The organism is uncultured Acetobacterium sp., assembly GCF_927416815.1.
Lineage (GTDB): Bacteria > Bacillota > Clostridia > Eubacteriales > Eubacteriaceae > Acetobacterium.
In genome coordinates this window covers 37,703-60,427 of record NZ_CAKMJU010000031.1, presented here as the reverse complement: position 1 = coordinate 60,427, position 22,725 = coordinate 37,703, and the positions used below count along the sequence as shown (strand labels likewise).

Annotated in this window: 22 protein-coding genes; 13 read left to right on the top strand and 9 right to left on the bottom strand. The window is 42.8% G+C overall.

The features are described from left to right. Window positions 1-53: 53 nt before the first annotated feature. The 4 genes from QZ998_RS06280 to QZ998_RS06265 form a co-directional block, all read right to left on the bottom strand. Entirely contained in the window at window positions 54-1,703 is a 1,650-nt protein-coding gene (locus QZ998_RS06280) for an AarF/UbiB family protein (protein WP_296558949.1), read from the bottom strand. Beyond that, the gene (locus QZ998_RS06275; RefSeq protein ID WP_296558948.1) at window positions 1,675-2,070 is read right to left on the bottom strand and encodes a hypothetical protein; all 396 of its coding nucleotides are present in this window, start codon (window positions 2,068-2,070) and stop codon (window positions 1,675-1,677) included. Before QZ998_RS06275 ends, QZ998_RS06280 begins: the two co-directional genes overlap by 29 nt. A 246-nt stretch (window positions 2,071-2,316) precedes the next feature. Then, complete coding sequence (ilvA, locus tag QZ998_RS06270; RefSeq protein WP_296558947.1) at window positions 2,317-3,513, bottom strand: threonine ammonia-lyase; 1,197 nt, start codon at window positions 3,511-3,513, stop codon at window positions 2,317-2,319. 52 nt (window positions 3,514-3,565) lie between these two features. After that, window positions 3,566-5,221: an NAD(P)H-dependent oxidoreductase gene (locus QZ998_RS06265; protein ID WP_296558946.1), complete on the bottom strand. Its 1,656-nt coding sequence runs from the start codon at window positions 5,219-5,221 to the stop codon at window positions 3,566-3,568. A gap of 382 nt (window positions 5,222-5,603) precedes the next feature. Here QZ998_RS06265 and QZ998_RS06260 point away from each other — a divergent pair, with 382 nt between their 5' ends. The 8 genes from QZ998_RS06260 to larC all read left to right on the top strand — a co-directional run bounded on the left by QZ998_RS06260 (window position 5,604) and on the right by larC (window position 14,645). Then, the gene (locus QZ998_RS06260) at window positions 5,604-6,926 is read left to right on the top strand and encodes a DUF362 domain-containing protein (protein WP_296558945.1); all 1,323 of its coding nucleotides are present in this window, start codon (window positions 5,604-5,606) and stop codon (window positions 6,924-6,926) included. Window positions 6,927-7,040: 114 nt separating this feature from the next. Beyond that, entirely contained in the window at window positions 7,041-9,050 is a 2,010-nt protein-coding gene (locus tag QZ998_RS06255; RefSeq protein ID WP_296558943.1) for a sigma 54-interacting transcriptional regulator, read from the top strand. A 3-nt stretch (window positions 9,051-9,053) separates the two neighbouring features. After that, window positions 9,054-9,770, top strand: a complete 717-nt coding sequence (lipB, locus tag QZ998_RS06250; protein WP_296558941.1) for a lipoyl(octanoyl) transferase LipB — start codon at window positions 9,054-9,056, stop codon at window positions 9,768-9,770. Window positions 9,771-9,772: 2 nt separating this feature from the next. Further along, on the top strand, window positions 9,773-10,009 hold the full coding sequence (locus QZ998_RS06245) for a biotin/lipoyl-containing protein (protein ID WP_296558940.1): 237 nt from the start codon (window positions 9,773-9,775) through the stop codon (window positions 10,007-10,009). Continuing rightward, window positions 9,999-10,757 (top strand): SDR family NAD(P)-dependent oxidoreductase, encoded by a 759-nt coding sequence (locus QZ998_RS06240; RefSeq protein WP_296558938.1) that lies wholly within the window; start codon window positions 9,999-10,001, stop codon window positions 10,755-10,757. Before QZ998_RS06245 ends, QZ998_RS06240 begins: the two co-directional genes overlap by 11 nt. A gap of 28 nt (window positions 10,758-10,785) precedes the next feature. Beyond that, a complete protein-coding gene (locus QZ998_RS06235; protein ID WP_296558936.1) occupies window positions 10,786-12,648 on the top strand; it encodes a non-ribosomal peptide synthetase in 1,863 nt (620 codons plus the stop codon). Window positions 12,649-12,694: 46 nt separating this feature from the next. Then, on the top strand, window positions 12,695-13,444 hold the full coding sequence (gene larB / locus QZ998_RS06230; RefSeq protein WP_296558935.1) for a nickel pincer cofactor biosynthesis protein LarB: 750 nt from the start codon (window positions 12,695-12,697) through the stop codon (window positions 13,442-13,444). A gap of 49 nt (window positions 13,445-13,493) precedes the next feature. Next, a complete protein-coding gene (gene larC, locus QZ998_RS06225) occupies window positions 13,494-14,645 on the top strand; it encodes a nickel pincer cofactor biosynthesis protein LarC (protein WP_296558934.1) in 1,152 nt (383 codons plus the stop codon). Window positions 14,646-14,704: 59 nt separating this feature from the next. Here the strand turns inward: larC and QZ998_RS06220 are convergent, their stop codons facing one another. The 4 genes from QZ998_RS06220 to QZ998_RS06205 all read right to left on the bottom strand — a co-directional run bounded on the left by QZ998_RS06220 (window position 14,705) and on the right by QZ998_RS06205 (window position 17,369). Next, window positions 14,705-15,190 carry a histidine phosphatase family protein gene (locus QZ998_RS06220; RefSeq protein WP_296558932.1) on the bottom strand — a complete coding sequence of 162 codons (486 nt, stop codon included), beginning with the start codon at window positions 15,188-15,190 and terminating at the stop codon, window positions 14,705-14,707. 118 nt (window positions 15,191-15,308) lie between these two features. Continuing rightward, on the bottom strand, window positions 15,309-16,067 hold the full coding sequence (locus QZ998_RS06215; protein WP_296558930.1) for a DUF2786 domain-containing protein: 759 nt from the start codon (window positions 16,065-16,067) through the stop codon (window positions 15,309-15,311). Window positions 16,068-16,224: 157 nt separating this feature from the next. Continuing rightward, complete coding sequence (locus QZ998_RS06210) at window positions 16,225-16,992, bottom strand: EFR1 family ferrodoxin (protein WP_296558929.1); 768 nt, start codon at window positions 16,990-16,992, stop codon at window positions 16,225-16,227. Between the two features lie 41 nt (window positions 16,993-17,033). Further along, window positions 17,034-17,369 carry a winged helix-turn-helix domain-containing protein gene (locus QZ998_RS06205; protein ID WP_296559000.1) on the bottom strand — a complete coding sequence of 112 codons (336 nt, stop codon included), beginning with the start codon at window positions 17,367-17,369 and terminating at the stop codon, window positions 17,034-17,036. 327 nt (window positions 17,370-17,696) lie between these two features. Between QZ998_RS06205 and larE the strand changes: the two genes are divergently transcribed. After that, on the top strand, window positions 17,697-18,503 hold the full coding sequence (gene larE, locus QZ998_RS06200; RefSeq protein ID WP_296558928.1) for an ATP-dependent sacrificial sulfur transferase LarE: 807 nt from the start codon (window positions 17,697-17,699) through the stop codon (window positions 18,501-18,503). An 84-nt stretch (window positions 18,504-18,587) separates the two neighbouring features. Here larE and QZ998_RS06195 read toward each other — a convergent pair whose 3' ends face one another. After that, window positions 18,588-19,283 (bottom strand): glutamine amidotransferase, encoded by a 696-nt coding sequence (locus QZ998_RS06195; RefSeq protein ID WP_296558927.1) that lies wholly within the window; start codon window positions 19,281-19,283, stop codon window positions 18,588-18,590. Between the two features lie 322 nt (window positions 19,284-19,605). On the opposite strand from QZ998_RS06195, the gene QZ998_RS06190 reads away from it, so the two are divergent. From QZ998_RS06190 to QZ998_RS06175, 4 genes are all read left to right on the top strand, one after another. Then, window positions 19,606-20,439, top strand: coding sequence for a MetQ/NlpA family ABC transporter substrate-binding protein (locus QZ998_RS06190; RefSeq protein WP_296558926.1), 834 nt, complete (start codon window positions 19,606-19,608; stop codon window positions 20,437-20,439). A 68-nt stretch (window positions 20,440-20,507) separates the two neighbouring features. Next, window positions 20,508-21,521: an ATP-binding cassette domain-containing protein gene (locus tag QZ998_RS06185; protein WP_296558925.1), complete on the top strand. Its 1,014-nt coding sequence runs from the start codon at window positions 20,508-20,510 to the stop codon at window positions 21,519-21,521. Continuing rightward, the gene (locus tag QZ998_RS06180; protein WP_296558924.1) at window positions 21,511-22,170 is read left to right on the top strand and encodes a methionine ABC transporter permease; all 660 of its coding nucleotides are present in this window, start codon (window positions 21,511-21,513) and stop codon (window positions 22,168-22,170) included. Before QZ998_RS06185 ends, QZ998_RS06180 begins: the two co-directional genes overlap by 11 nt. 21 nt (window positions 22,171-22,191) lie before the next feature. Then, window positions 22,192-22,725 carry a 2-oxoacid:acceptor oxidoreductase family protein gene (locus QZ998_RS06175; protein WP_296558923.1) on the top strand — a complete coding sequence of 178 codons (534 nt, stop codon included), beginning with the start codon at window positions 22,192-22,194 and terminating at the stop codon, window positions 22,723-22,725.

Sequence of the window (22,725 nt, the reverse complement as noted above, 5' to 3'; positions counted from 1 at the left end):
TGTATTAAGAATCTGTTAATTTATCATAAAACGAATTTTTAAATAGCCGTTGCTCAGCGTTTTCGCTTTTTTCGGTGGATCGAAATCATCAACGCCAAGCTTAAAATGATAGCTGTGAAATAACCCAATGCTCCTAGTGCCGGAATTCCCATAAATTGGGGGGTCATGTTGGTGGTTGCAATAAAACTGGAACTAATTAAAAGCGCCGCCAGAATGATGCAGATCACGATCTTGTTGACCATTTGGTCAATTTCTGCTAGCGGTTCATCTGATCCGAGAATTTCAAGATTCACTTTCAACTGTCCCTTATTTGTTAGACTAAAAAAATCAGAGACTTGTCCCGGTACGCTAATTGCCTTTTCTCCCGAGCTTAGGATTTTTTGTCTGTTCGTCTCCATAAAACTATTCAGATCAAAATTTGCGATCTGCTGACCGGCCATATGGTTGGCCATAATTCTAACAAAATTGGCCTCTGGAGATATTTGCGCAATCACCCCTTCAATGGTAATCATACCACGACTAAGCATACTAATGCCGCGGGGCATACCGATATGGTTTTCTGCGGCAATCCGCAAGATTTCTTCCAAGAATCGACCCATATTAATATTACTAAGTTCTTCGGTACCATAAACATCAAGCATCCGATCGATGGCTTCATATAAAAGCGAATGGTTGATTCGCCGGCCTTTGTGAACCCCCAATGACAGGATCGCCCCTTCCAGGCTTTCGACATCGCGGCTGGCTACTGCTTTAACACTTCTTCTTAAGAGTCCCATCTCCCGTTTAGACAATTTTCCCATCATCCCTAAATCAATCCAAACAATCTGGCCATTTCTGATAAAAATATTGCCCGGATGGGGATCAGCATGAAAAAAGCCATCATCAATGATCTGTTTGACATAATTTTCAGCCAGCTTGGCACCAATTTCTTCCAGATCATAGCCAGCATCTTGTAATTCTCTGGTTTCATCAATTTCGATGCCAACAATGTCTTCCATGACCAGAACCTTTGAAGTGGTAAACTGATTGTAAATTTTAGGACAGCCAATGTATTTGATTTCGGTATTGAGGTCCTTAAACAGTTGGGCGTTCTTAGCCTCGAAGAGGAAATCCATTTCCTGCTGAGCGGTACTCCACATTTCATCAACGATCATTTTAAAATCGACCACGTCACCAATGCCGCTGGCGATATTGAGAATCCCGGTGGCGCGATTTAATAGCACCACGTCCTGAGCCATCACCTTATAGATCCCCGGACGCTGAACCTTAATCACGACCTTAGCACCATCGAGCAAATCGGCGGCATGAACCTGCGCAATCGATGCTGAGCCCAAGGGATCTTGATTAATGCAGCTAAACACATCATCCACCGAACACTGATACTCTTCTTCAATAATTCGGATGAATTCATCAAAGGGCATCGGTGTTACCTGAGACCGCAGTTTTTCCAGTTCTAAACAGTAGTCGCTGGGAAATATATCCCGGCGCATTGACATAATCTGGCCGATTTTAATAAAGGTTGGCCCCAGATCTTCAATGATAAGTCGAAGCTTTTCTGGGGTCAACCCTTTGGTAATTTCATGTTTTACTAGAATAGAAACAATTTTTTTTAATCGTTTCCCATTTGTTTCCATTGGACTTTTGCTTAAATCTTTAACTCGTACACCACCCGTATCACTTAAGTTCATCGATTTCCGTTTCATTGACATTTTCATCCAAATCAGAAACCTCGACAATCTCTTTCTCCATCTGTTGTGCTGCCGTTATAGCTTCCAGCTTATCTTTGATTTTCTTTATCTCTTCAGGTGTCATCTTATCCAGACCTTCTACCACCGTGTCAGCGGAAGGCGGTGTTTCTGACTTGACAACATTAACCGTTACCGTCTCTTTAATGGTTTCTTTAATATTGTGTTTTAATTCTTCATTGAGAATTTTCCCCTGCTGGACAGTCAGATCACCTTTTTCGACTAGTTCATCAATCAGAACCTTTGATTTCTCAGCGGTTACGGCCACCGCTCCAACACCAAATAGAAATATTTTTTTTAAATCTTCGCTTAAATCGGTTAACATTTTTTCTCCTCCTGTTATAAACTCCATAAATATTGCAAAAATGCTCTGTACTCGGTTTGGAAATCGCTAATCTAAGCCACAAACCTAATTAGTGAGTAACGACTTCATTCATCTCAGTGTGCTCTTTTTCAAGGATCTCCCGCGAATAAAAAAGCACACCGACGACAAACAGATGTTAATCACTTATCGTTTTAATGATACCCGTTTTTCCCTTAAACAATCAACAATAGCACATCGTTTTTTATTTTAATTCTGTAATTGAAATCCGCCCTGGATCAGTCCTTCGCGAATTTCGCCAATATGCTGATAATTTCTTGTTTCTAACTCAATGCGCAAGAAGCAGCCATTGATATCAGATCCTTCATTGCTTCTCTCATGATGAATTGAGATAACATTTCCTCCGAGATCGGCAATGATCTGTGAAACCTTTTTTAACTGCCCTGGTTTATCAATCAACTCGATATTAAAAGAACAGGTTCGTCCGGAGGTTAATAGACCCCGTTTAATAATCCGCGATAAAATTGTCACATCAATATTACCTCCCGACACAATACAAACCGTCTTTTTTCCTTTAATCGGTAACTTACCAAACATGGCAGCGGCCACCGCTACTGCCCCTGCTCCTTCGGCAATCAGTTTTTGCTGTTCGATCAGGGTCAGGATGGCGGTGGATATTTCGTCTTCAGTGACTGTAACTATCTCATCCACAAAATCACTACACAGACTGAAGGTCAGCTCTCCCGGTTCTTTTACGGCGATCCCGTCAGCAATGGTTGATACCTGCGGTAGTCGGCAGATTTTGCAATTTTTAATCGACTGGAGCATGCTGGCGGCGCCGTAGGCCTGAACCCCGTAAACTTTCACCTCAGGTTTTAAGGACTTGAGCACGTAGGCAATACCAGAAATCAGTCCGCCACCACCAATCGGAACAATCACTGCATCCAGATCTGGCAAACTTTCTAGCAGTTCCAGACCAATGGTACCCTGGCCAGCAATGACAAACTCATCATCGAAGGGATGGATAAAGGTGTAACCTTTCTCGGCCTGAAGCGCTAATGCTTTTGCATAGGCCTCATCATAGCCGCCTTCTACCAGGCAGACCTCGGCACCATAGGCTTTAGTTGCTTCAACCTTGGAGATCGGGGCTCCGTCAGGAAGACAGATCAGGGCTTTGATATGGTTAATAGCGGCCGCCATCGCCACCCCCTGGGCGTGATTACCAGCTGAGCAGGCAATCACACCCTTGGCCTTCTCTGCTTCACTGAGTTGCGAGATCTTATAGCAGGCCCCCCGAACCTTAAAAGACCCGGTAATCTGTAAATTTTCGGTTTTTAAATAGATATCACTGTCTGGACATATTTTGGGGGCATGAATCAAATCGGTGGGACGAATATATTTTTTTAAGGTAAATGATGCGTGGTAAATTTTATCCAGTGTTAGCATTTAAACTCCTATTCTTAAATCGATGGTGTTACGACAAAATTCTCTTGCCTTCCTATTTCGGTTTGGCCATATCGCTGGGATACCATTTTAGAAACCAGAGTGAAAACACAAAGGTTGGAACGCTTAATAAGATCGGAATAATCGCCGCAAAATTAATCAGTACCGTTGTATTTAGCCATAAAGCAATGCCGGCCTGAGCCAGGAAAACCAGCGACCAGATATAACATAGCAGCCGATTGGTTCTTAAAAACAAAACATTTTTAAGGGCATTGCGACCATTGAAGTAATGGGTATAGTCGGCCGTTAGCGGAATCGTTTTTAGGGTCGAGATTGCCCAGATTATCGCCAAGGCAAAGTATCCGATAATAGCAAAGGTATTTCCCTGATAGTCCGCTCCAAAGGTCACCACCGTTAAACCCATCAGCGAAAAAATCAAAAGTGTAGCGCGTTCAAAATAAACCAGATCAGTGCCCCGCTTGATGCCACATAATACACCACTGATCATCAATGGAATCACTACCCCAATCAAGGGACTGTAATCTGCCAAAAGAAAACAGAAAACCCAGGGACACATAGCCAGAAAAAACCAATAGGGCGTATTTTTAAAACTGATCGGGATAAGCCTTTTTTTCTTGTCCGCGCTCAGATTAACCGGTCCGAACAGACCATCTAAAAATGCGTTGAAGACCCGCATATCGCCTACAACCGCATACTTTTTTTCCATTAATGATTGGGCGGCATCAATTTTTCCTTCTAATATCCGCTCTAGGGTAGTCAGATTGATACTGATTGCGGTCGTTTCTCTGGCAAAATCATTACGCAGCAGGGTACAGGTTTCGTCTTTAATGACAAATTGGTAGCGCTCTTTGATATCGGTGAAATCAATCTGGAGAACGGCATTCATTTTTGGTCGTACCTTGGGGTTAAATGCGGTCTGCACTTCTTTCATATAATGCCAGGCAATCAGCCCGCCGTCAGAATCCTTCATCCGGGTATCATCGACCCCCCAACTCAGGTTGGTGGTCTGGAGATAGGTGGGTGTTTCAACAAAAGGTTTTGAGAGGCCTTCCTTGATTTTTTCGGAAAGGCTCAGATTTTCGCCGTATTCCCTGCCGGCGATCTTAACCAAATCCAGATAAGGACCAGTCAGGTTATCCAGCTGTTGAATTCCTAGCAGCTCACCTTCGACACAGATTATTTTTTCCCACTTTTCCTTGCCAAAAAGATTATTAAACTGTTCCTCGACCCCCTCATAATTATTTTTTGTCGACGGAAAGCCACAAGTGCTGATCAATATGTGCTTTTTCGCTTCCATTTTTTCAGGATTCCGGAAAGGATGGCCATAGGTTCCGCCGCCTTCATTGTCAATAAATGGCAGCAGTGCCGGTTGGGTTCGCTCCATGAATTTTTTCATCGCGCTTGAAATACCGTAATGGTAGAGCGGGCTAGCCCAGATGACAATGTCAGCCTCTTCATATTGATGGAAAAGTTCCGTCATGTCATCCTGAAAAACACATTCCCCTGGGGTAGTAGTCCAACAGGTATGGCATCCTGTACATGCATTAATATTCTTGCGGATTAAATCCACAGTTTCTATTTCTGTCTCCGAGTCGAATTCTAACAGACCCGATGCAAATTGCTCGGCAATGATCATGGTATAACTCTTAGCTGCTTTATGACTGCCGTTTAATAATAAAACTTTACGCATTTTATCCTCACTTTCTTTTTTAAATTCAAATTACGAAAGTATCGATGAACTAATCGTTTGACTTTCGTATTGTTATTTTATTCTTATTTTCTATATAATACCTCGTTTCATATGATTATAACAAAAAACATGCGCTTCGAATACCGCTATTTTCAAACTCTTGCTTGACCGAGATGTTTTAATTAAGGCTAAATTGGTGTGTCACGTGCTATAATGAGACACTGAAGCGTCTCATTATGACACATGACACACTGATAAACGATCGCGAATCACGGTTTCTGGTTTTTTTAGAACTTCTTTGTTATGGCATGATTATTGCGGGTATATATTATACGTCCGTCTACGGACAAATAAATGGTGACTATACCAAAAGGAGATTATCATGAGTAAAACAAAAGTATCTGTTGTAAAGGTTGCACAACCCGAAGGCAATGCCTCATTCATGGGCGGAAAATATATTCGCATTGAAGAGGATGTTAGAAAAATTGAAGCCGCTGTTGCCGAAGCAGTTGAACTGGCGATTGGTTCCCTTGATACCATCATTAAAGAAGGTGACACCGTTTTAATTAAACCAAACCTTGCTTTCCAGGCTCCCCCTGAAAGTCACGCGGTTGTCGATCCCCGAACCATTGAAGCCGTTGTTTCTTATGTTAAGAAAAACTCCAAAGCCGGAAAAGTAGTCGTTGGTGATAACCCCTCCCTGGGAATGCATGTTGGTCGTGCTAAACCCGCTTTTAAAGATTCAAAAATGGAAGAGGCAGCCAAACTTGGCGGTGCTGATGAAGTCATCTATTTTGACGAGCATGATGTCGTTCCCGTCGATATTGAAGGGGCAAAACTATTTAAACATGCCACTGTTTTCAAACCTTTTATGGATGCCGATGTGGTTATCAACCTTCCCAAAATGAAGGTGCATTTAGCCGGAACGGTAACCTTAGGTCTTAAAAACTGGAATGGGATCATCCCTAACTGTCATCCTAATGATCAACAGCAGGGGGCTCATCGGATTGAACTGGGTCAGAAAATGGCTGATATGTACAGGATCCGTCATGCCGACCTGACCATTGTTGACTCCGTTATTGGGATGGAAGGACAAGGGCCTCATGCCGGTTCTCCAATTGAAATGAACTTGATGATCGCTGGTACCGATACTGTTGCTGTTGACTCAGTCACCTGTTCGATCATGGGCTTTGAACCGATGGAAATTCCTGCCATCCGCTGTGCCGGAACCGAAGGCCAGGGCGAAATCGATTTAGATAAAATTGATGTTGTCGGTAACTCGATTGAATCCGTCATGAAACACTTTAAACGACCTGGTGGCGATCCCATCGGAATGTATGCTGGCTTAACCTGTATGATGCAACAAACCTGTCCCGGCTGTTTTGTCAATGTTCGTGGTGCTCTGGATTCCTTTGCCTTAAGCGGAATTGATATGAAAACCTTCCTTGAAAAAAATGGTGAAGTTATTGTTATTGCCGGTGGTGTTCCAGATTTCGAACCTGAAATATGTCGCGATAAAGATGTCTTTATCTGTGGTGATTGCTGGGAACTTTTCCCCTCTGTGGATAAGGTCAAAGAAGGCGCCGCAATTGCTAGATCAGTAACCTATTACCCTGGGTGTGCACCCGTTTACATCTTTGCACAACTGAATGGTGACTTGCAAAAATTGGCTTCTGCCTGCTATAGCTACCCATGTCCTAAGTAAAAAGCATCTTACTTAATAAATCAAGCCAGGGGATTAGTTCCCCTGGCAAACTGTTTATCGCACTAACGACACCACTGTTATCTTGGAATGTCGCTTGAAAATAAAAAACGGAGCGTGAACGCTTTGAAAATGTCTGCTGACTTTGATGAAATAAAAAGAACCTGGGACGATTTCGTGTTTTCGGGAAATATCGGCAATCATATTCGCAAACCGATTATTGATTCCTGGCTGCGCTGTCAAAAAGCTGGGCTGGATCCCCGCGCTTTGAACCGAACCCCAACTGTCAGTGAAGCTAATTTCAGGAAACGTCTAGAACAAAATAAGCTCCTCCTGGATGTCAGTATCCCATTTATGATGGAACTGCAGGAATTTGTCAACGAATCCGGTTTTTCGACAACCCTTACCGATCCCAATGGGGTTATCCTGGAACTGATATGTGATCAATCTATTTTGAAGGAAGCCTTCACTAAAAATCTGGTTCGCGGTAGTATCTGGAATGAACAGATGGCCGGTACCAATGCGACCGGTTTAGCGATTGATCTGCTCCAACCGATTCAGGTGATCGGAGCCGAGCACTACTATGAATGCTACCATGAGCTAACCTGTTCCGCCGCACCGATTCTTGATGCCCACGGTCAACTGCTGGGGATTATGGACATGGCCGGACCTAAAGAAATGGCTTATCCCCATACCCTGGGAATGGTTGTTGCGACAACAAAAGCTATCTCAAGGCAGCTTTGTATTGCTGAATCGAATCGCCAGGTCGATTTAACCAACCACTATCTGAGTACCCTCATCGACTCTGTGACCGATGGGGTGGTTGCTGTCGATGTGAAGGGAAAAATTATCGGCATTAATTCTCAGGGCGCAAAAATTCTAAAGACCACTACCTTTGAGTCCTACGGAAAAAACATCCTGGAGATTATGGATGGCGAAACCATCCTCGATGATCATGGCAATGTCCCGCCAACCTACGAAGAAAAAGATAAGCATATTATAACCAAAAGCAAAAAAATAAACTGTCTGGTTAACAGCAAGATGATTCTTCATGAAAACGGCACCGTTGTCGGTGCTGTTGCAAGGCTAACTGATATGGATAGAAAAATCCTGGTATCTGATAAGGCCAAACGCAAAGGCACTCGCTTTACCTTTGATGACATCGTCGGCGAAAGCTCCGAGCTGCTGCGATCTGTTCATCTTTCCCAGATTGCCGCCAAGGGCAGCGCAACTGTCCTGTTAGAAGGTGAAAGCGGAACCGGTAAAGAAATGTTTGCTCAAGCCATTCACAACGCCTATCAATCCGATCAGCCATTTATTGCCATCAACTGTGCCGGCATTCCAGAAAATCTGATTGAGAGTGTCCTTTTTGGCTATGAAGAAGGTTCTTTCACGGGAGCCAGCAAACATGGAAAAATCGGGAAATTTGAACTAGCCAAAGGTGGCACCATTTTTCTCGATGAAATCGGAGAAATGCCACTAAACACCCAGACCATTATGCTACGAGTCTTGCAGGAGCGCTATATTCAGCGCATCGGCGGCGACAAGGATATTCCCATTGATGTGCGGGTGATTGCTGCCACCAATAAAAATCTTGCCGAAGAAGTAAAAAAGGGGCGGTTTCGACAAGATCTTTACTATCGGCTGAATGTATTGCAAATTAATATTCCGCCACTGCGGAAACGAAAAAAAGATATCCCGATTTTAGCCGAAATCTTTCTCAATGAGATTACCCAGGCCTGCGGCAAATACATTGAACCGCTTCATCCCTCCACCATCGCGACGATGCAGGAATACGAGTGGCCGGGAAATGTGCGGCAGTTTAAAAACGCCATTGAACAGGCAGTAAACTTCACTGAAACCAATCGCATTGACGATTATTTTATTTCCAGTTTTCTGCCCAATCTCAATGCTGAGCTGACACCTAGAGAATCACCCCCGCCACCGCCAAGAACCATTGAAAAAAATACTGAACAAACCAATCTTGATTTAAAGAACATCGAGCTTAGCACCATCAAAAAAGCCCTAACGCTTTTCTCTGAACGCAAGAAAGCAGCTGAGTACCTGGGTATATCCCGCAGTACCCTATACCGCAAAATGAAACAGTATCACCTGGAGGATTATTAGACCATGAAAAAAGAGCTCACCTGGTTTGACCTGGGACTAATTTCCTATGAAGATGCCTTTATCATTCAAGAGCAGCTCCACCAGCAATGCGTGGACGGTTTCTGGCCGGACACCCTCCTTTTTCAGGAGAATTATCCGATTATTACGCTGGGTCGGGGAACCCATGAAAAGAACCTGCTTTATCCTGCCGAAGAGCTGGCTGCGATGGGTATCGCCCTAATATCGGTCAGCCGGGGTGGCGATATTTCCTATCATGGGAACGGACAATTCATCGTTTCGCCGATACTTCATTTTGATCAGTATGCTAAAGGTGCTCACCAATATGTGCGCTGTCTGGAGCAAATTGTCATCAACGTGTTGGATTACTATGGCTTGAAAGGTAACCGCGTCAAAGGCCGAAGCGGTGTCTGGGTTGTGGAACCGGGAACCGGTGAGGATAAGAAAATATCAGCTCTCGGTATCGCCGTTTCTCACGGCGTCAGTCTCCATGGCATGTCCATTAATGTCAACCCCAACCTCGAGCATTTTAAAACCATTATTCCTTGCGGCATTGAAGATAAGGGCGTCACCTCGATGGCAGCCTGTGGCTGCTCTCCCGTTACCCTGTCCGATCTTCGCGATCAGTTTATCCTGGCCTTTGATGGAATGTTTGGTACCCGAACAATAAAAAGAACGATCACAGAACTATGTAATGAAATAAATACGATTAAGGAGAATTAAACATGAAATTTGAAATTGCAGTTCCCGAATTTGCCGAAGGCGCTGAAGAAATAAATTTAAGACAATGGCTTGTTGCTGTTGGTGACACAATTAAAAAAGGTGATAACATCGCCGAAGCGGCCACCGATAAGATTTCCATCTATATTGAATCACCGGCCGACGGGGTTCTTACCGCGATGTTAGCTGCCGAAGATGACCGGGTTCTGGTTGGCCAGATCATCGGCGAAATTGAGGGTTAAAAGCATGGCCGGTATTCATCAGGATAAAGTTATTATTATCACCGGCTCATCCCGGGGAATTGGTTACTCATTTGCTGAATATCTCAGCAATGAGGGCGCTAATATTGTCATTATTGGCCGTAATATTGAAACAGCTAAAGCTGCGGCCGAAAAATTGCCCACTAAATGTATTGCTGTCCAGTGCGATATATCTTCCGAAGCAGATGCCATTAGAATGGTTGATATTGTTATGGAAACCTATGGTAAGATCGATGTGTTAATCAACAACGCTGGAATCTTCCCCGTCAAAACCTTTAGTGCGATGACCTTAGAAGACTGGAAGGCAGTGATTGATATCGATTTAACCGGAACCTTTATCGCTACCCATGCGGTTTATAAGGTACTTGAACAGCAGAAACGGGGCAAGATTATTAATGTTGCTTCGATCGCCGGCCGGGTTGGAGGACTGGGTTTCACCCATTATTCTGCCGCTAAGGGCGGGGTCATTGCTTTTACCAAAGCCTTAGCAAGAGAAGCTGCTCGTCTTAATATTCAGGTTAATGCGATTGCCCCCGGTGTCATTGAAACCGATATGGCTAAATCAAATTTCCCTAAATACGCCCTCACCGAACATACCAAAAACACCCCAGCCGGACGACTTGGCACCGAAGAAGACCTTTTTGGAGTCATTTCCTTCCTCTGTTCACCCGGAAGTGATTACATCATCGGTCAGACCATTGCCATCGATGGCGGCTATACCATGATTTAGAGAAACTGACAATATTGAGGAGACTCCCATGAATATACAAGACTCATTTATCAAGCTGAGAAACAGTGTTGTCACCATCTCCTATCTAGAGGCTAATGGCCAGGAAATAACCGAAAGCTATGCCTCACTTTTTGGAAATGCTATGAAAGTCCTTGGCGGTTACCAGTCCCAGGGGCTAAAAAAGGGAGCCCTTCTTGTTTTTCAATTAAAAAGCATTCAGGCTCAGATCACTTGTTTTTGGGCCGCCATCCTGGGGGGAATGGTTCCTGCTATTCTGCCCATTGGCCAGGATGAAAAATCCCGGGCTTATCTTCACAGTGTGCTAGCCACTCTGGACAACCCCTTCATAGTCAGTGATCTAGAAGGGGTAACCACTATTTTTGAAAACAAGCTCTTAATGGTTCGGGCTTTGGCTGAATCCACCCCGGGAACCATTACTACAGTTAATGATCGTGATCCCGGAATGATTCAGTTTACCTCGGGCACCTCATCAGATCCTAAAGGTGCTGTTCTCACCACCCGGAATCTGTTTGAAGGGGGGATCGCCAGCAGTATCATCGTTCGCGAAAATGTTCAGGAACGCTATTTAAGCTGGCTGCCGCTATCCCACTGTTTTGGTTTTGTTGGCTATCACTTGGTTCCGATTGTCAACAACTTTCCCCAATATATAATGAGCCCACTACAGTTTGTACAAAACCCCAACCGCTGGCTGGAAAAGCTCTCGCAGTTTTCCGCCACCGTCACCGGAGCCGCCCTGTTTGGTATTGAACTATTGCTTAAGGTCGGCATTAAACAGCAGCGAGCGGTGGATTTATCAACTGTTTATATCTGTTTTTGCGGTGGCGAGGATGTTAACCCCCTTTCCTTAACCTCCTTCGAAGCGCAGACGGCACCGATGGGTTGGATCCGGGATACCCTGAAACCAGCCTACGGTCTCAGCGAAACCACCATGGGCGTGGCCTACACCCCCTATGGTTGGCCCTTCCGGATGGATTACTTTCTGGGTAACGGCATTGCCATTGGTGAAAAACTGTTCTTCTGTGACCCCGATGATGATACCATCGGCCGGATGTCAGTAGGTGTTCTGGATGCATGTAACGAAGTAGTTATTAAAGATCTTGCCGGAAATATTCTGGAGCCGGAATATCTGGGTCTGATCCATATTCGGGGCACCAATGTGATGCTGCGCTATTATTCAAAAGACAGCAATGCTTCCACCGGGCTAGACGAGAATGGTTGGTTTAACACTGGTGATCTGGGTTTTTTTAGAAACGGTTGGTTAAATATTTTTGGTCGCTATAAAGATATTATTATCGTCAACGGTGAAAATTACCTGGTCTCTGATTTAGAAAAAACCGGTAAACAAGCATTGCCTGAAAATACCAACCTGATTGTTATTCAGGGCAAAGATCGAACCACTCAGGAAAACTGCCTGATTCTCTTTAGTGACTCCAAAGACCCACATACCCTAACCCTTGCCGGCCAAACGATTTCGACCAGCTGGCAGATTCCGATCACCTGGGGTGTGATGATTGATGAAATTCCCAAAACCACCTCGGGTAAAATTAACCGACTAGCCTTAACTGTTGCCTGGGAAAACGGTGAATATAATAATTATGATCTGGCTATCCCCTTAGGCAGCAGCACCGCTGAGTCAACCTTGCATGGCACCTATAAGGAGATGGCCGAATACTGGGCGAAGATTCTAAAAATTTCATCTGCCCTGATTGGACCAAACAGTCATTTTGTCTTTGATCTTGGTGGCGACTCTCTTGGTCTTATTGACCTGATTCACCAGCTGGAAAAAGCCTATGGCATTAAAATGAACACTGATCAGATCAGAAACCACCTGACCCTAAAAGAAATGACCGATTATATCGAGACTCTTTAGTGAGATTTTTTAATACGCTGACGCATCAGCAGTCATGGAGACAATTATGAATGTAGATCAATTAACAAAATTATTGGAAGATGTCAAGAACCAGCAATGCGAAGTACCAGCCGCACTGGAACTACTAAAAAATCTGCCTTATGAAGACCTATCTTATGCCAAGGTAGATCATCACCGGGAACTGCGAAACGGCTATCCTGAAGTAATTTACAGTCCCGGTAAAACCCTGAATCAGATCAAGGGGATTGTCGAAAACATGCTGGCGCGATCGACCGGCAACATCCTCGCTTCGCGAGCTGAACGGGACGTATACGACACCATCAAATCCATAACACCTGATGCCATTTATTATGAAGAAGCGCGTTCCGTTGTCGTTAAGCGGGAAGAATTTAAAACCACCGACGACTACATTCTCGTCGTCACCGCCGGAACCTCTGATATCCCAGTTGCCGAAGAAGCCGTTGTTACCGCCATGGTTATGGGCAATCAGGTCAAGCGGCTTTACGATGTCGGGGTTGCCGGTATCCATCGACTCCTCGGTAACGTCGATACTATCAATCAGGCTAAGGTAATTATTGTAGTGGCCGGTATGGAAGGGGCCTTGGCTTCGGTGGTCGGCGGTCTTACTGATAAACCGATTGTCGCTGTTCCCACCAGTATCGGTTACGGCGCTAACTTTGGTGGTATCTCAGCTTTGCTTTGTATGCTGACCTCCTGTGCCAGCGGCATCGGCGTTGTCAATATTGACAATGGTTTTGGCGCTGCCTGTATGGCTTCGAGAATTATCAAATTATAACCATAATCGTAATTTCATCAGGGCCTGGCCCAACGAAGGAGAATTGTCCATGAAGGTTTTGTTTTTCGATTGTTTTTCCGGTATTAGTGGGGATATGGTTTTAGGTGCCTTTATTGACTTGGGTATTGATCCTGCTTACCTTAACGCTGAACTAAAGAAGCTAAATCTCAGCGGCTTTCGCGTCGAAGCCGCAGCCACCATGAAAAAAGGGATTTCCGGTACCCGTTGTCATGTAATCCTGGACGCTGACCGGCATCATCATCGGCACTTTAACGATATCAAAGAAATCATCGAAAATTCAACCCTTTCGGTTGAGGTGAAATCCACCGCTCTGGCGATTTTTATGCGGGTAGCGGTGGCTGAAGGCAAGGTTCACAATGTTCCAGTTGAGCGGGTTCATTTTCATGAGGTCGGGGCTCTGGATTCAATTGTTGATATCGTCGGTGCTGCCATTTGTTACCACGCTCTAAAACCGGATCTGGTTTATGGTTCCAAAATAAATGTCGGTAGTGGCTGGGTACGCTGTGCCCATGGGCTGCTACCAGTGCCTGCTCCAGCCACCGCTGAAATCCTCTGTCAGTCTAATTTCGAAATGTATTCCAAGGCGATAGATGGCGAATCAGCCACCCCCACCGGGGTTGCCATTCTGGCCGAACTGGCTACCTACTCTCCCACTACGCCAAGTTTTATCCCGGAAAAAACCGGATACGGCTTTGGCGGCAAGGATTTTGGTGTGCTAAATGCCCTACGCATTATTCAGGGTCGAAAATCAGAATCGAACACGATTATGGTTGTGGAAACCAATGTTGATGATATGACTGGCGAAATGGCCGGCTATGTATTAGAAGTTTTACTGCAAAACGGCGCTCTGGATGCCTTTTACACTCCGGTATATATGAAGAAAAACCGCCCCGGAATCCACCTGACGGTTTTATGCAGCGAAGCCAGTCTGCCGCTGATTGAAGAAATTATTCTAAAAGAAACCTCAACCATCGGCATTCGCAAATATCCGGTCGAGCGAACCTGCATGCACCGACATTTTAAAAAAATTGATACCCCACTCGGTCAAGTCACCATCAAGATATCTCAACAGGGTAACATTACCCGGGCGACCCCGGAATATGAGGATGTTAAGAAAATCGCTCAGGAATCGGGAAAATCCCTTTGGGAAGTATTGGAAATGGTCGAAAAATTGAAATAGTATTCTAATCGCAAAAAATAATAAAGACTCAGACAAATGGATTCTGAGTCTTTACCAGTTTAAACGATTTTTTCCTGATATTCTCCCGGCTCGGCAATCCATCGCATTTTTCCCGAGCCTTGATCTACTTGATGAATCTCAATCAATAGGGCACAACCCTTTTTAATGATCACATTTTTTTCGCAAAAGCGGTAGGTCCATTCTGAGAGATCTGGTTCATGACCAACAACGATGATTGTGCAGTTATCTTCGGTTTTACTCAGTTTATCTGTTAGCTCGTCGTAATCACCCGTTTCAATGAATTCGCAAGTTTCAATTTTATCAATATTACAGATGTCTTTAATAATGCGCGCTGTTTCGATTGCCCGAGTAATGCCGCTTGACCATAGATAAACGGCTTGTTTATTTTTGAGATATTTGCCAAGAAAAGGGATGTCTTTATTTAGCTGATTGATCCCCTTTAATACCAGCCTGCGGTTCCGATCTGGAAAAACAGTACCGCGTTTCTCGGCCTTGCCATGTCTTATCAGTATCAGTTCCTTCATTTCTCCACGCTCCATTCTTTTTATCTATTTTAACATACCCTAATGAAACATCACGTTTTAATAGAAAAACCAGTGGCATATTTTTTGTATGCCACTGGCTCCTAAAATTTACACATAATTAGACAACTTCTTCTGTAACCTCTTCTGTAACCTCTTCTGTAACTTCTTCTGTAACTTCTTCCGTAACCTCTTCTGCAACCTCTTCTTTAACTTCTTCTAATTTATCTTGGGCTGTGAACACTTTTCCTTCGCGATAACCTTGAGCATAAAAAGAATAGTGTTCTTCGTGATTTTTCACTTTATGTTGGGCATGCTCCATCGGTTCAAGAATCGCTTTGACTTCGGGCGGCACCGTCATCACCAGTCCCCATTCCTGATGTTCATCCTCTTGTACCGTATAGGCATCATCTAAACCCTCATAAAAACCCTTTCCATAGGTTTCGCAGGCTTCGTTAATGATACGATTTGGCTTTTCATCTAGTTTCATCACTTTTGTTATTGCCTTTAGCTGGGAACGGACACAATCGACGGCATAGGCAAAGATACTGCTGCAAATCAGTGCATCTTCTTCATAGCCATGAAAAATAATGTAGTGCCGTTGGGTTCCGGGTGGCGTAATCATATAGAAAACGCAACAATTATTTTCTGAAATAACATCAGCTAAGCCTGTCATCCAATGCTCCCGGCGAGTGGTGTAATAAATATTGCTATCAACCTTAATGGGTTTTTCATCATATCTTAATAAATCACGTTCCGTCAGTTTAAATTCAACCATCAGCTTTTTTGCTTTTAAAATAGCATAATTTGCTTCATTGGGGTTGGGACTTTTGCCAAGGGCTAACAGTTTTTTGATTCGATCTCTTATATTAGCTTCCATTTTTCTTCCTCTTATGAACTTTCTGTTTTTTTGTCAAAAACAAACATCTCAATATAGAATCCATCTTAATTAAATATCATTTTATTCTATATCTCTTATTTTATTTGGTATGGCTCAAACTGTCAAGAACGAAGACGAATAATTTATGGATTCTTAATTATTTTAGGATCGGATTTTCAAATCGCCGCCACTTTAAAGTTTTCTTACCATACTGAATCGCTTCCCGAGGACAACGGTTAATACAGGCTGAACAATGGGTACATTGCTTCTTGATCCAAACCGGTTTGTTATCTTCCATTTTAATAACAGTAACCGGACAAATTATTTCGCATTTTTTGCAGCCGTTACACCTTTTATCTGCATAAAAAAGCCTTGTTTTTCGGCCATGCACATATAGCGGATAGGCAACTCTGGTCAAAAATGTTTTTTTTCGCTTGCTGCCATCATCCTGCTTATTTTTCGAAATGGCTGTGATTATATCGGTTAATTTTTTATCTGTCGAGATCAGTATCTTTTTCTGTAGGTCTGGACCTGTTGGCTGGTACATCATAATGTAATTGCTGGCCATCTTGAGTTCAAACGCAGCAGTCAATGGCAATTCCTGCTTTTCCAACAGCTCTTCAAGCATTTTCGCTGTTCCACCCATCCCTCCGCCGCAAGTCAACACGCCAAATACATAAGGCTTTATCCCTTCTTCCAGATTTTGTTCAATTTTAAGTTGTGCAATAAAATCTGCAACAATTGAAGGCACACCATAAAAGTAAACCGGAAAAACAAAACCAATTTTTTCATTGCCTGAAAGTCTGTAAATAAAAGATTTCTCTTTCATGGCAGCCGTTATGTCAATGAGATTTTCTCCCAGCTCATCACCAATCTTCTTTGCTGCATACAACGAGTTACCTGTTCCTGTAAAATAAAATATCATCTTATTCTCCTTTATTTTTATTCTTGATATGTAATTCTAGTTTACTTGCATTGGACATTCATTAATCGTTCAATATGCTCCACCAATGTTTTTAAATCCAATAACCTACTTTTTCCCGGATCCAGATAATAGAAATTCATGGTTCCCTGCTTATTAACATTAACAATTTTTGCATCCATCAAAATTTTTATATGATGGGATACTGCCGGTCTAGACAGATTGACTTTTTTGGTAATGTCCCCTACCCTAATTCCGGGGTAGCACCCACTTTCCATAATTGCTACAATAATGAGTTGTCGCGTTTCATCACCAATGGCGGTGAGCAGCGGTTGGCAGTCTTTAAAATTCTCGATGAGTGCTTTTTGCTCTTTACTCATGTCTTGCAAGTCTAATCCTCCGTTCAATGGTTCAATTCATTAAACCATTAATTATAGTATACATGTTTAAATGTTTTTATCAACATCGGGAAAGAAATTCAAGACCATTCACATTGATCTTACTAAAAATGACCTCTGATAATCGAATTGAATTATATTTTTTTCCATTTGAAATTATTTAATCCGTTCTTAAACTGCTGGCTGCAACCTTATATAGTTCACTGATTTATGCCATTTATTCCCTATAATCAAGCTTGACAACGGATTGAAAATAGCATAAAATATTAATCATATATAGTTACTATGATTACGTTTAAGGAGTGTATTATGGATAGCCTAACTAATAAATACCAAGCTTTGAAAAACTACTTAGCCGAACTGGAAAGTGTGGCAGTGGCCTTTTCCGGGGGTGTTGATTCGACGTTTTTACTAAAGGTAGCCTATGACGTTTTAGGTAAAAATGCTGTCGCAGTGACAGCCCGCTCAGAAAGTTTTCCCAAGCGTGAATTGCTAGAAGCTACCGCCTATGCTGAAGAATTGGGCGCCGATCACTTTATTATTGACTCGGAAGAACTCGACATTGAGGGTTTTTCCAACAATCCCAAGAATCGCTGCTATTTATGCAAATCCGAACTTTTTACCAAGATCAAAGAAATTGCGACTCTTCAGAAATTAAAGTACGTAGTTGAAGGCTCCAACACCGACGATGATGGTGATTACCGACCGGGGCTTATAGCAGTAACCGAATTAGGTGTGAAAAGTCCGTTGCGATTTGCCAATCTTTCCAAGGATGAGATCCGTCAACTATCAAAGGAAATGAACCTGACTACCTGGAATAAACAATCCTTTGCTTGTTTGTCGTCTCGATTCCCATATGGCGAGAACATAACCCCTGATCGCCTGCAGATGATCGACCAGGCCGAGCAATATCTGCTTGATCTAGGCTTCCATCAGGTTCGCGTTCGCTATCATGGCGATCTAGCCCGTATCGAAACTGATGAAATTGGTTTTGTCGCTTTGCTCAATAAAGATACTCGTACAAAAATACATGATCGTTTTAAAACACTTGGTTTTACCTATATCAGTCTTGATTTAAAAGGCTACCGAACCGGCAGCATGAACGAAACTCTGTAACAATATAAAAAGGGACTTATATAAATCAAATATTTATATAAATCCCTTTTATATTGTAGTCTTCGCTTAGTTAGTCTGCTATCGTTATAAAACCGCTATCTCACATTCATTTATGCTTTCCTTAACGTTATTGCTTGTCGCTAATTCATAAAAGCGCTTGAGTAAGGCCATACCATATGTCTTATGCTCAACTGTATTGCAAAATACATCTCCAACACATTCCGGATGGAACTGAACCCCCCATACATTCTCCTTAAACCGTAGCGCGTGAGTTGACTCAAAATCATTATGTGCCAATATTACGGCATTTTGGGGAATCTTGGTAACTGTCTGAAAGTGGGACGCATAGGAGGTGAAGTGTTCCGGTAATACCCCGAGTAATGGGTCTTTCTTTCCTTCTTCCGTAAGACGAATTTCAACCTCTCCTTTTTCTTCTCCCTGTTCATGAAAGCCGACCGAACCGCCAAAGGTATGGGCAAGCAATTGATGTCCAAAGCAGATACCTAAAACTGGAATGTTCTTGTTAACCACCTGTTTTAGCCATTGAGCGGTGGCAACTCCCCAGGGTTCCAAATCAGTTACCATTGAAGGGGAACCGGTAATAATAATTCCGGCAATATCATCCGGCAGAATCGGTACTGCATTTTCATAGACAGAAATAACACGAACATCTCCAAATGGTATTCCCATACATTGGGCAATACGCATGTCGCAGTCACCACATTTATTGATCACCTGCAGATCCGATGATCCTGTCTTTATAATGAGTAGTTTTTTCATAATAGTTCCTCCTCCAATTAACAATAATTCCATACTTTACCTATATGATATATTTTATGCAAAAACTAGGCACTTGTCAATAGCAATGAATGGTAAAATGCATAAATTTTATTCATATTATTTTTATATGTTTTATTAGTTTTACTCTTGCAAAAGCTAACGGATGCTGCTATAATAAAACACACTATACATATAAGGTTACTATGATTTGAAAGGTGGTGTAGCAATGACTCGAACGATGTGTTGTCTTATGTCATGATCCTATGTACCAGATAAACCAAAACAACAAAAATCTAATGATTAGAAAATGAGAGGATATCAAATGAAAACTAAACGAATGATCGGATTTATTACAATTATAAGCATCTTGCTTATTTCCCTGACGGGTTGTTCTTCACCAACGGCTTCTAAAACAGAAGCAGAAAAGGTTTTGAAAGTAGGCGTAGCGGCTGGACCATATGGTGATATGTTTATCGAAGCGATTCAACCATCCTTAGAGGAAAAAGGTTATACGATTGAAATCATCGAATTCTCAGACTACGTTCAGCCAAACAAAGCGTTAGCTGCAGGTGAAATTGATCTTAACATGTTTCAACACTCTACCTATCTAACTAACTTTGCCAAGGAAAATAGTTTAGAACTAACCTTTATCAAAGAAATACCGACTGCCGCAATGGGGATTTTTTCGGAAAAATATAAAACGATCAATGACATCGAAGACGGTGCTACCGTTGCCATTCCAAATGATGCGACAAACTTATCCCGTGCCATTAGAGTCTTGGCTCAGACCAATATTATTACGATCGACCCGGCTGTCGATCCTAAAACAGCCACCCAAAACACCCTTTCCAGCAATCCTAAAAATCTTCAATTTATTGAAATCGAAGCACCCCAATTACCAAGAAGTCTAGATAGTGTTGGTCTTGCCGTAATTAACGGTAATTATGCCTTAAGCTCTGGACTCAACCTTTCTGATGCCCTTCATAATGAAAAACTGTCTGAAGGCTATATTAATGGTGTCGCTGTTCGAACCAAAGACAAAGATGCCGATTTTGCCAAAGATGTAATTGCCGCGATTGAGTCTGGTGCCTTTAAAAAAGTTATTGAAGATCCATCCAAACAATATGTTTCATTCCAAAGACCCTCTGATTATTAAAAATAAAGCTCAGTTGATTTTACAACTGAGCTTTTACCCCAAATTAATACAGAAATAAGGTAAATACTATGATCGAATTCAAAAACGTCTCTGTCAGCTTTAAACAGGACAAGCAAATCTTTGCGGCTGTTAATGATGCTAATTTTAAAATAAAAAAAGGTGAGATCTTTGGCATCGCCGGTTCCAGTGGTGCCGGCAAAAGCACCCTGCTCCGAACCATTAATCTATTACAAACTGTGTCGTCCGGACAAATATTTGTCGACGGGGAGAATGTTACCAATTATAAAAAAACTCAACTGCGCATACTCCGCCGCAATATCGGGATGATTTTTCAGCACTTCAATCTGGCCAGAAATCTAACCGTCTATCAAAATATTGCCTTTGTTCTAAAAGCCGCCGGGAAATCAAAATCGGAAACCGATGCTCGCATCTCTGAATTACTGGGTCTGGTTAATTTGTCAGATAAGAAAAATTCCTATCCGGCCAATCTTTCGGGTGGTGAAAAACAACGGGTTGCGATTGCCCGGGCGCTGGCTAATGATGCCAAGATACTTCTCTGTGATGAACCCACATCGGCTCTTGACCTGGAAACAACCTCATCGATATTGGGCTTATTAAAAGATTTAAATAAAAAATTTGGGATCACGATTGTCATTATTACCCATGAACTGGATGTTATTAAAGGTATTTGCAACCGCTGTGCTGTGATGAACAAGGGCTCGGTCGTCGAGATTGGAGATGTGTACGCGGTTTTTACAAAGCCCAGAGAAGCATTCACCCGACAGTTATTAAGTCATACCAATCATTTCAGCTTGCCCAAAGAAATTTTAGACAAGATGGAAGGTCCGATTATTCGCCTCACCTTTAAGGGCGATAATGCCAACAATCCGATTCTCTATTACACTGCCAATGCTTTTCAGATTGGTTTTAATATATTATTGGGAAAGATTGAATATATCAACGGTTTACCCCTTGGGATACTCTATGTCCAGTTAATCGGCGAAGCGGACACCCTTAAACTGGCAATCGACTATCTTGCCGAAAACACAGCCGATTTGGAGGTAATCAATCATGGACTTTGATTTAAAAGGAGCACTACTTCTGACCTTTGGTCAAACCATGCAAATGGTCATTTCGTCACTCCTTGCCGCAATTATCATTGGCGGCAGTATTGGCCTGCTATTGTTTTTAACTTCCAATACTCTTTTTCTCAAGAACCGGATCATCAATCAAATTGTCGGCGTCATCATTAACATCACCCGTTCAATCCCCTTTCTGATCTTGCTGGTTTTGATGATTCCCGTTTCAAAAGCGATTGTCCATACCTCCATTGGTCCTAATGCCGTGGTGATTCCGCTTGCGGTAGCGGCGATCGCATTTTTCGGCCGACTTTCTGAAGCGTCTTTTTCAGATGTTGATAATGGTGTTCTGGAGGCCGCCATCGCTTCTGGAGCCAGTAAATTGTCGATTGTAGTAAAGATTCTACTGCCAGAAGCCTTGCCATCACTGATTAAAAATATCACCGTGACCGCTGTTTCATTAATCGGTTTTTCGGCTATGGCCGGTACCGTTGGCGGTGGTGGCATTGGCGATCTGGCCATTCGCTACGGCTACCAGCGCTATGAACCCGAAGTGATGTTTATCTGCGTGATCGTTTTGGTGCTGCTGGTGCAGGTTTTTCAAATTATTGGGGATTCATCTGCAAAGCAACTGGATAAATCCAGTAAATAAAATAAGAATCGAGGAATCATTATGATAGAAATACGATGGCACGGACGCGGTGGACAAGGTGCCTTCACCGCTGCTAAAATTCTGGGCGCCGCTTCATTAATCGACAATAAATTTTCGTTGGCTTTTCCTTCTTTTGGTCCTGAACGCCGAGGTGCTCCAATTCAGGCCTTTAATAAAATTGATGGTAAGGCAATTATTGATCGGAGTGAAATAAAAAGCTGTGATTATTTGATTTTTCTGGATGATACTTTATTTTCTACCGACTATTTAAAAGATCTTAAAGACGATGGTATCGCCCTTATTAATACCACAACCCCAGAAAAGTTCAGCAAATTCTCGCAGATCCGGTCCATTGATGCAAATCAGATTGCCCTCAAAATCATCAAGCAGCCCATCAGTAACACGGCGATGCTCGGTGCCTTGGCCAGTATCTCAGTCGATGTTTCGCTATCATCGTTGCAGCAAGCCTGTGATCTGTATTTATCCGCTATCAATACGGCCAAAAATCAATTGATTCTAAATAAGTCCTTTGAGTATTTTAAGGAGGTTCACTAA

Coding starts and splice junctions, on each gene's coding strand:
- QZ998_RS06265 (WP_296558946.1), bottom strand. CDS start 5,221: ATGCGTAAAGTTTTATTATTAAACGGCAGTCATAAAGCAGCTAAGAGT.
- larC (WP_296558934.1), top strand. CDS start 13,494: ATGAAGGTTTTGTTTTTCGATTGTTTTTCCGGTATTAGTGGGGATATG.
- QZ998_RS06260 (WP_296558945.1), top strand. CDS start 5,604: ATGAGTAAAACAAAAGTATCTGTTGTAAAGGTTGCACAACCCGAAGGC.
- QZ998_RS06185 (WP_296558925.1), top strand. CDS start 20,508: ATGATCGAATTCAAAAACGTCTCTGTCAGCTTTAAACAGGACAAGCAA.
- larB (WP_296558935.1), top strand. CDS start 12,695: ATGAATGTAGATCAATTAACAAAATTATTGGAAGATGTCAAGAACCAG.
- QZ998_RS06195 (WP_296558927.1), bottom strand. CDS start 19,283: ATGAAAAAACTACTCATTATAAAGACAGGATCATCGGATCTGCAGGTG.
- larE (WP_296558928.1), top strand. CDS start 17,697: ATGGATAGCCTAACTAATAAATACCAAGCTTTGAAAAACTACTTAGCC.
- ilvA (WP_296558947.1), bottom strand. CDS start 3,513: ATGCTAACACTGGATAAAATTTACCACGCATCATTTACCTTAAAAAAA.
- lipB (WP_296558941.1), top strand. CDS start 9,054: ATGAAAAAAGAGCTCACCTGGTTTGACCTGGGACTAATTTCCTATGAA.
- QZ998_RS06180 (WP_296558924.1), top strand. CDS start 21,511: ATGGACTTTGATTTAAAAGGAGCACTACTTCTGACCTTTGGTCAAACC.
- QZ998_RS06220 (WP_296558932.1), bottom strand. CDS start 15,190: ATGAAGGAACTGATACTGATAAGACATGGCAAGGCCGAGAAACGCGGT.
- QZ998_RS06245 (WP_296558940.1), top strand. CDS start 9,773: ATGAAATTTGAAATTGCAGTTCCCGAATTTGCCGAAGGCGCTGAAGAA.
- QZ998_RS06280 (WP_296558949.1), bottom strand. CDS start 1,703: ATGAAACGGAAATCGATGAACTTAAGTGATACGGGTGGTGTACGAGTT.
- QZ998_RS06235 (WP_296558936.1), top strand. CDS start 10,786: ATGAATATACAAGACTCATTTATCAAGCTGAGAAACAGTGTTGTCACC.
- QZ998_RS06275 (WP_296558948.1), bottom strand. CDS start 2,070: ATGTTAACCGATTTAAGCGAAGATTTAAAAAAAATATTTCTATTTGGT.
- QZ998_RS06205 (WP_296559000.1), bottom strand. CDS start 17,369: ATGAGTAAAGAGCAAAAAGCACTCATCGAGAATTTTAAAGACTGCCAA.
- QZ998_RS06215 (WP_296558930.1), bottom strand. CDS start 16,067: ATGGAAGCTAATATAAGAGATCGAATCAAAAAACTGTTAGCCCTTGGC.
- QZ998_RS06210 (WP_296558929.1), bottom strand. CDS start 16,992: ATGATATTTTATTTTACAGGAACAGGTAACTCGTTGTATGCAGCAAAG.
- QZ998_RS06175 (WP_296558923.1), top strand. CDS start 22,192: ATGATAGAAATACGATGGCACGGACGCGGTGGACAAGGTGCCTTCACC.
- QZ998_RS06190 (WP_296558926.1), top strand. CDS start 19,606: ATGAAAACTAAACGAATGATCGGATTTATTACAATTATAAGCATCTTG.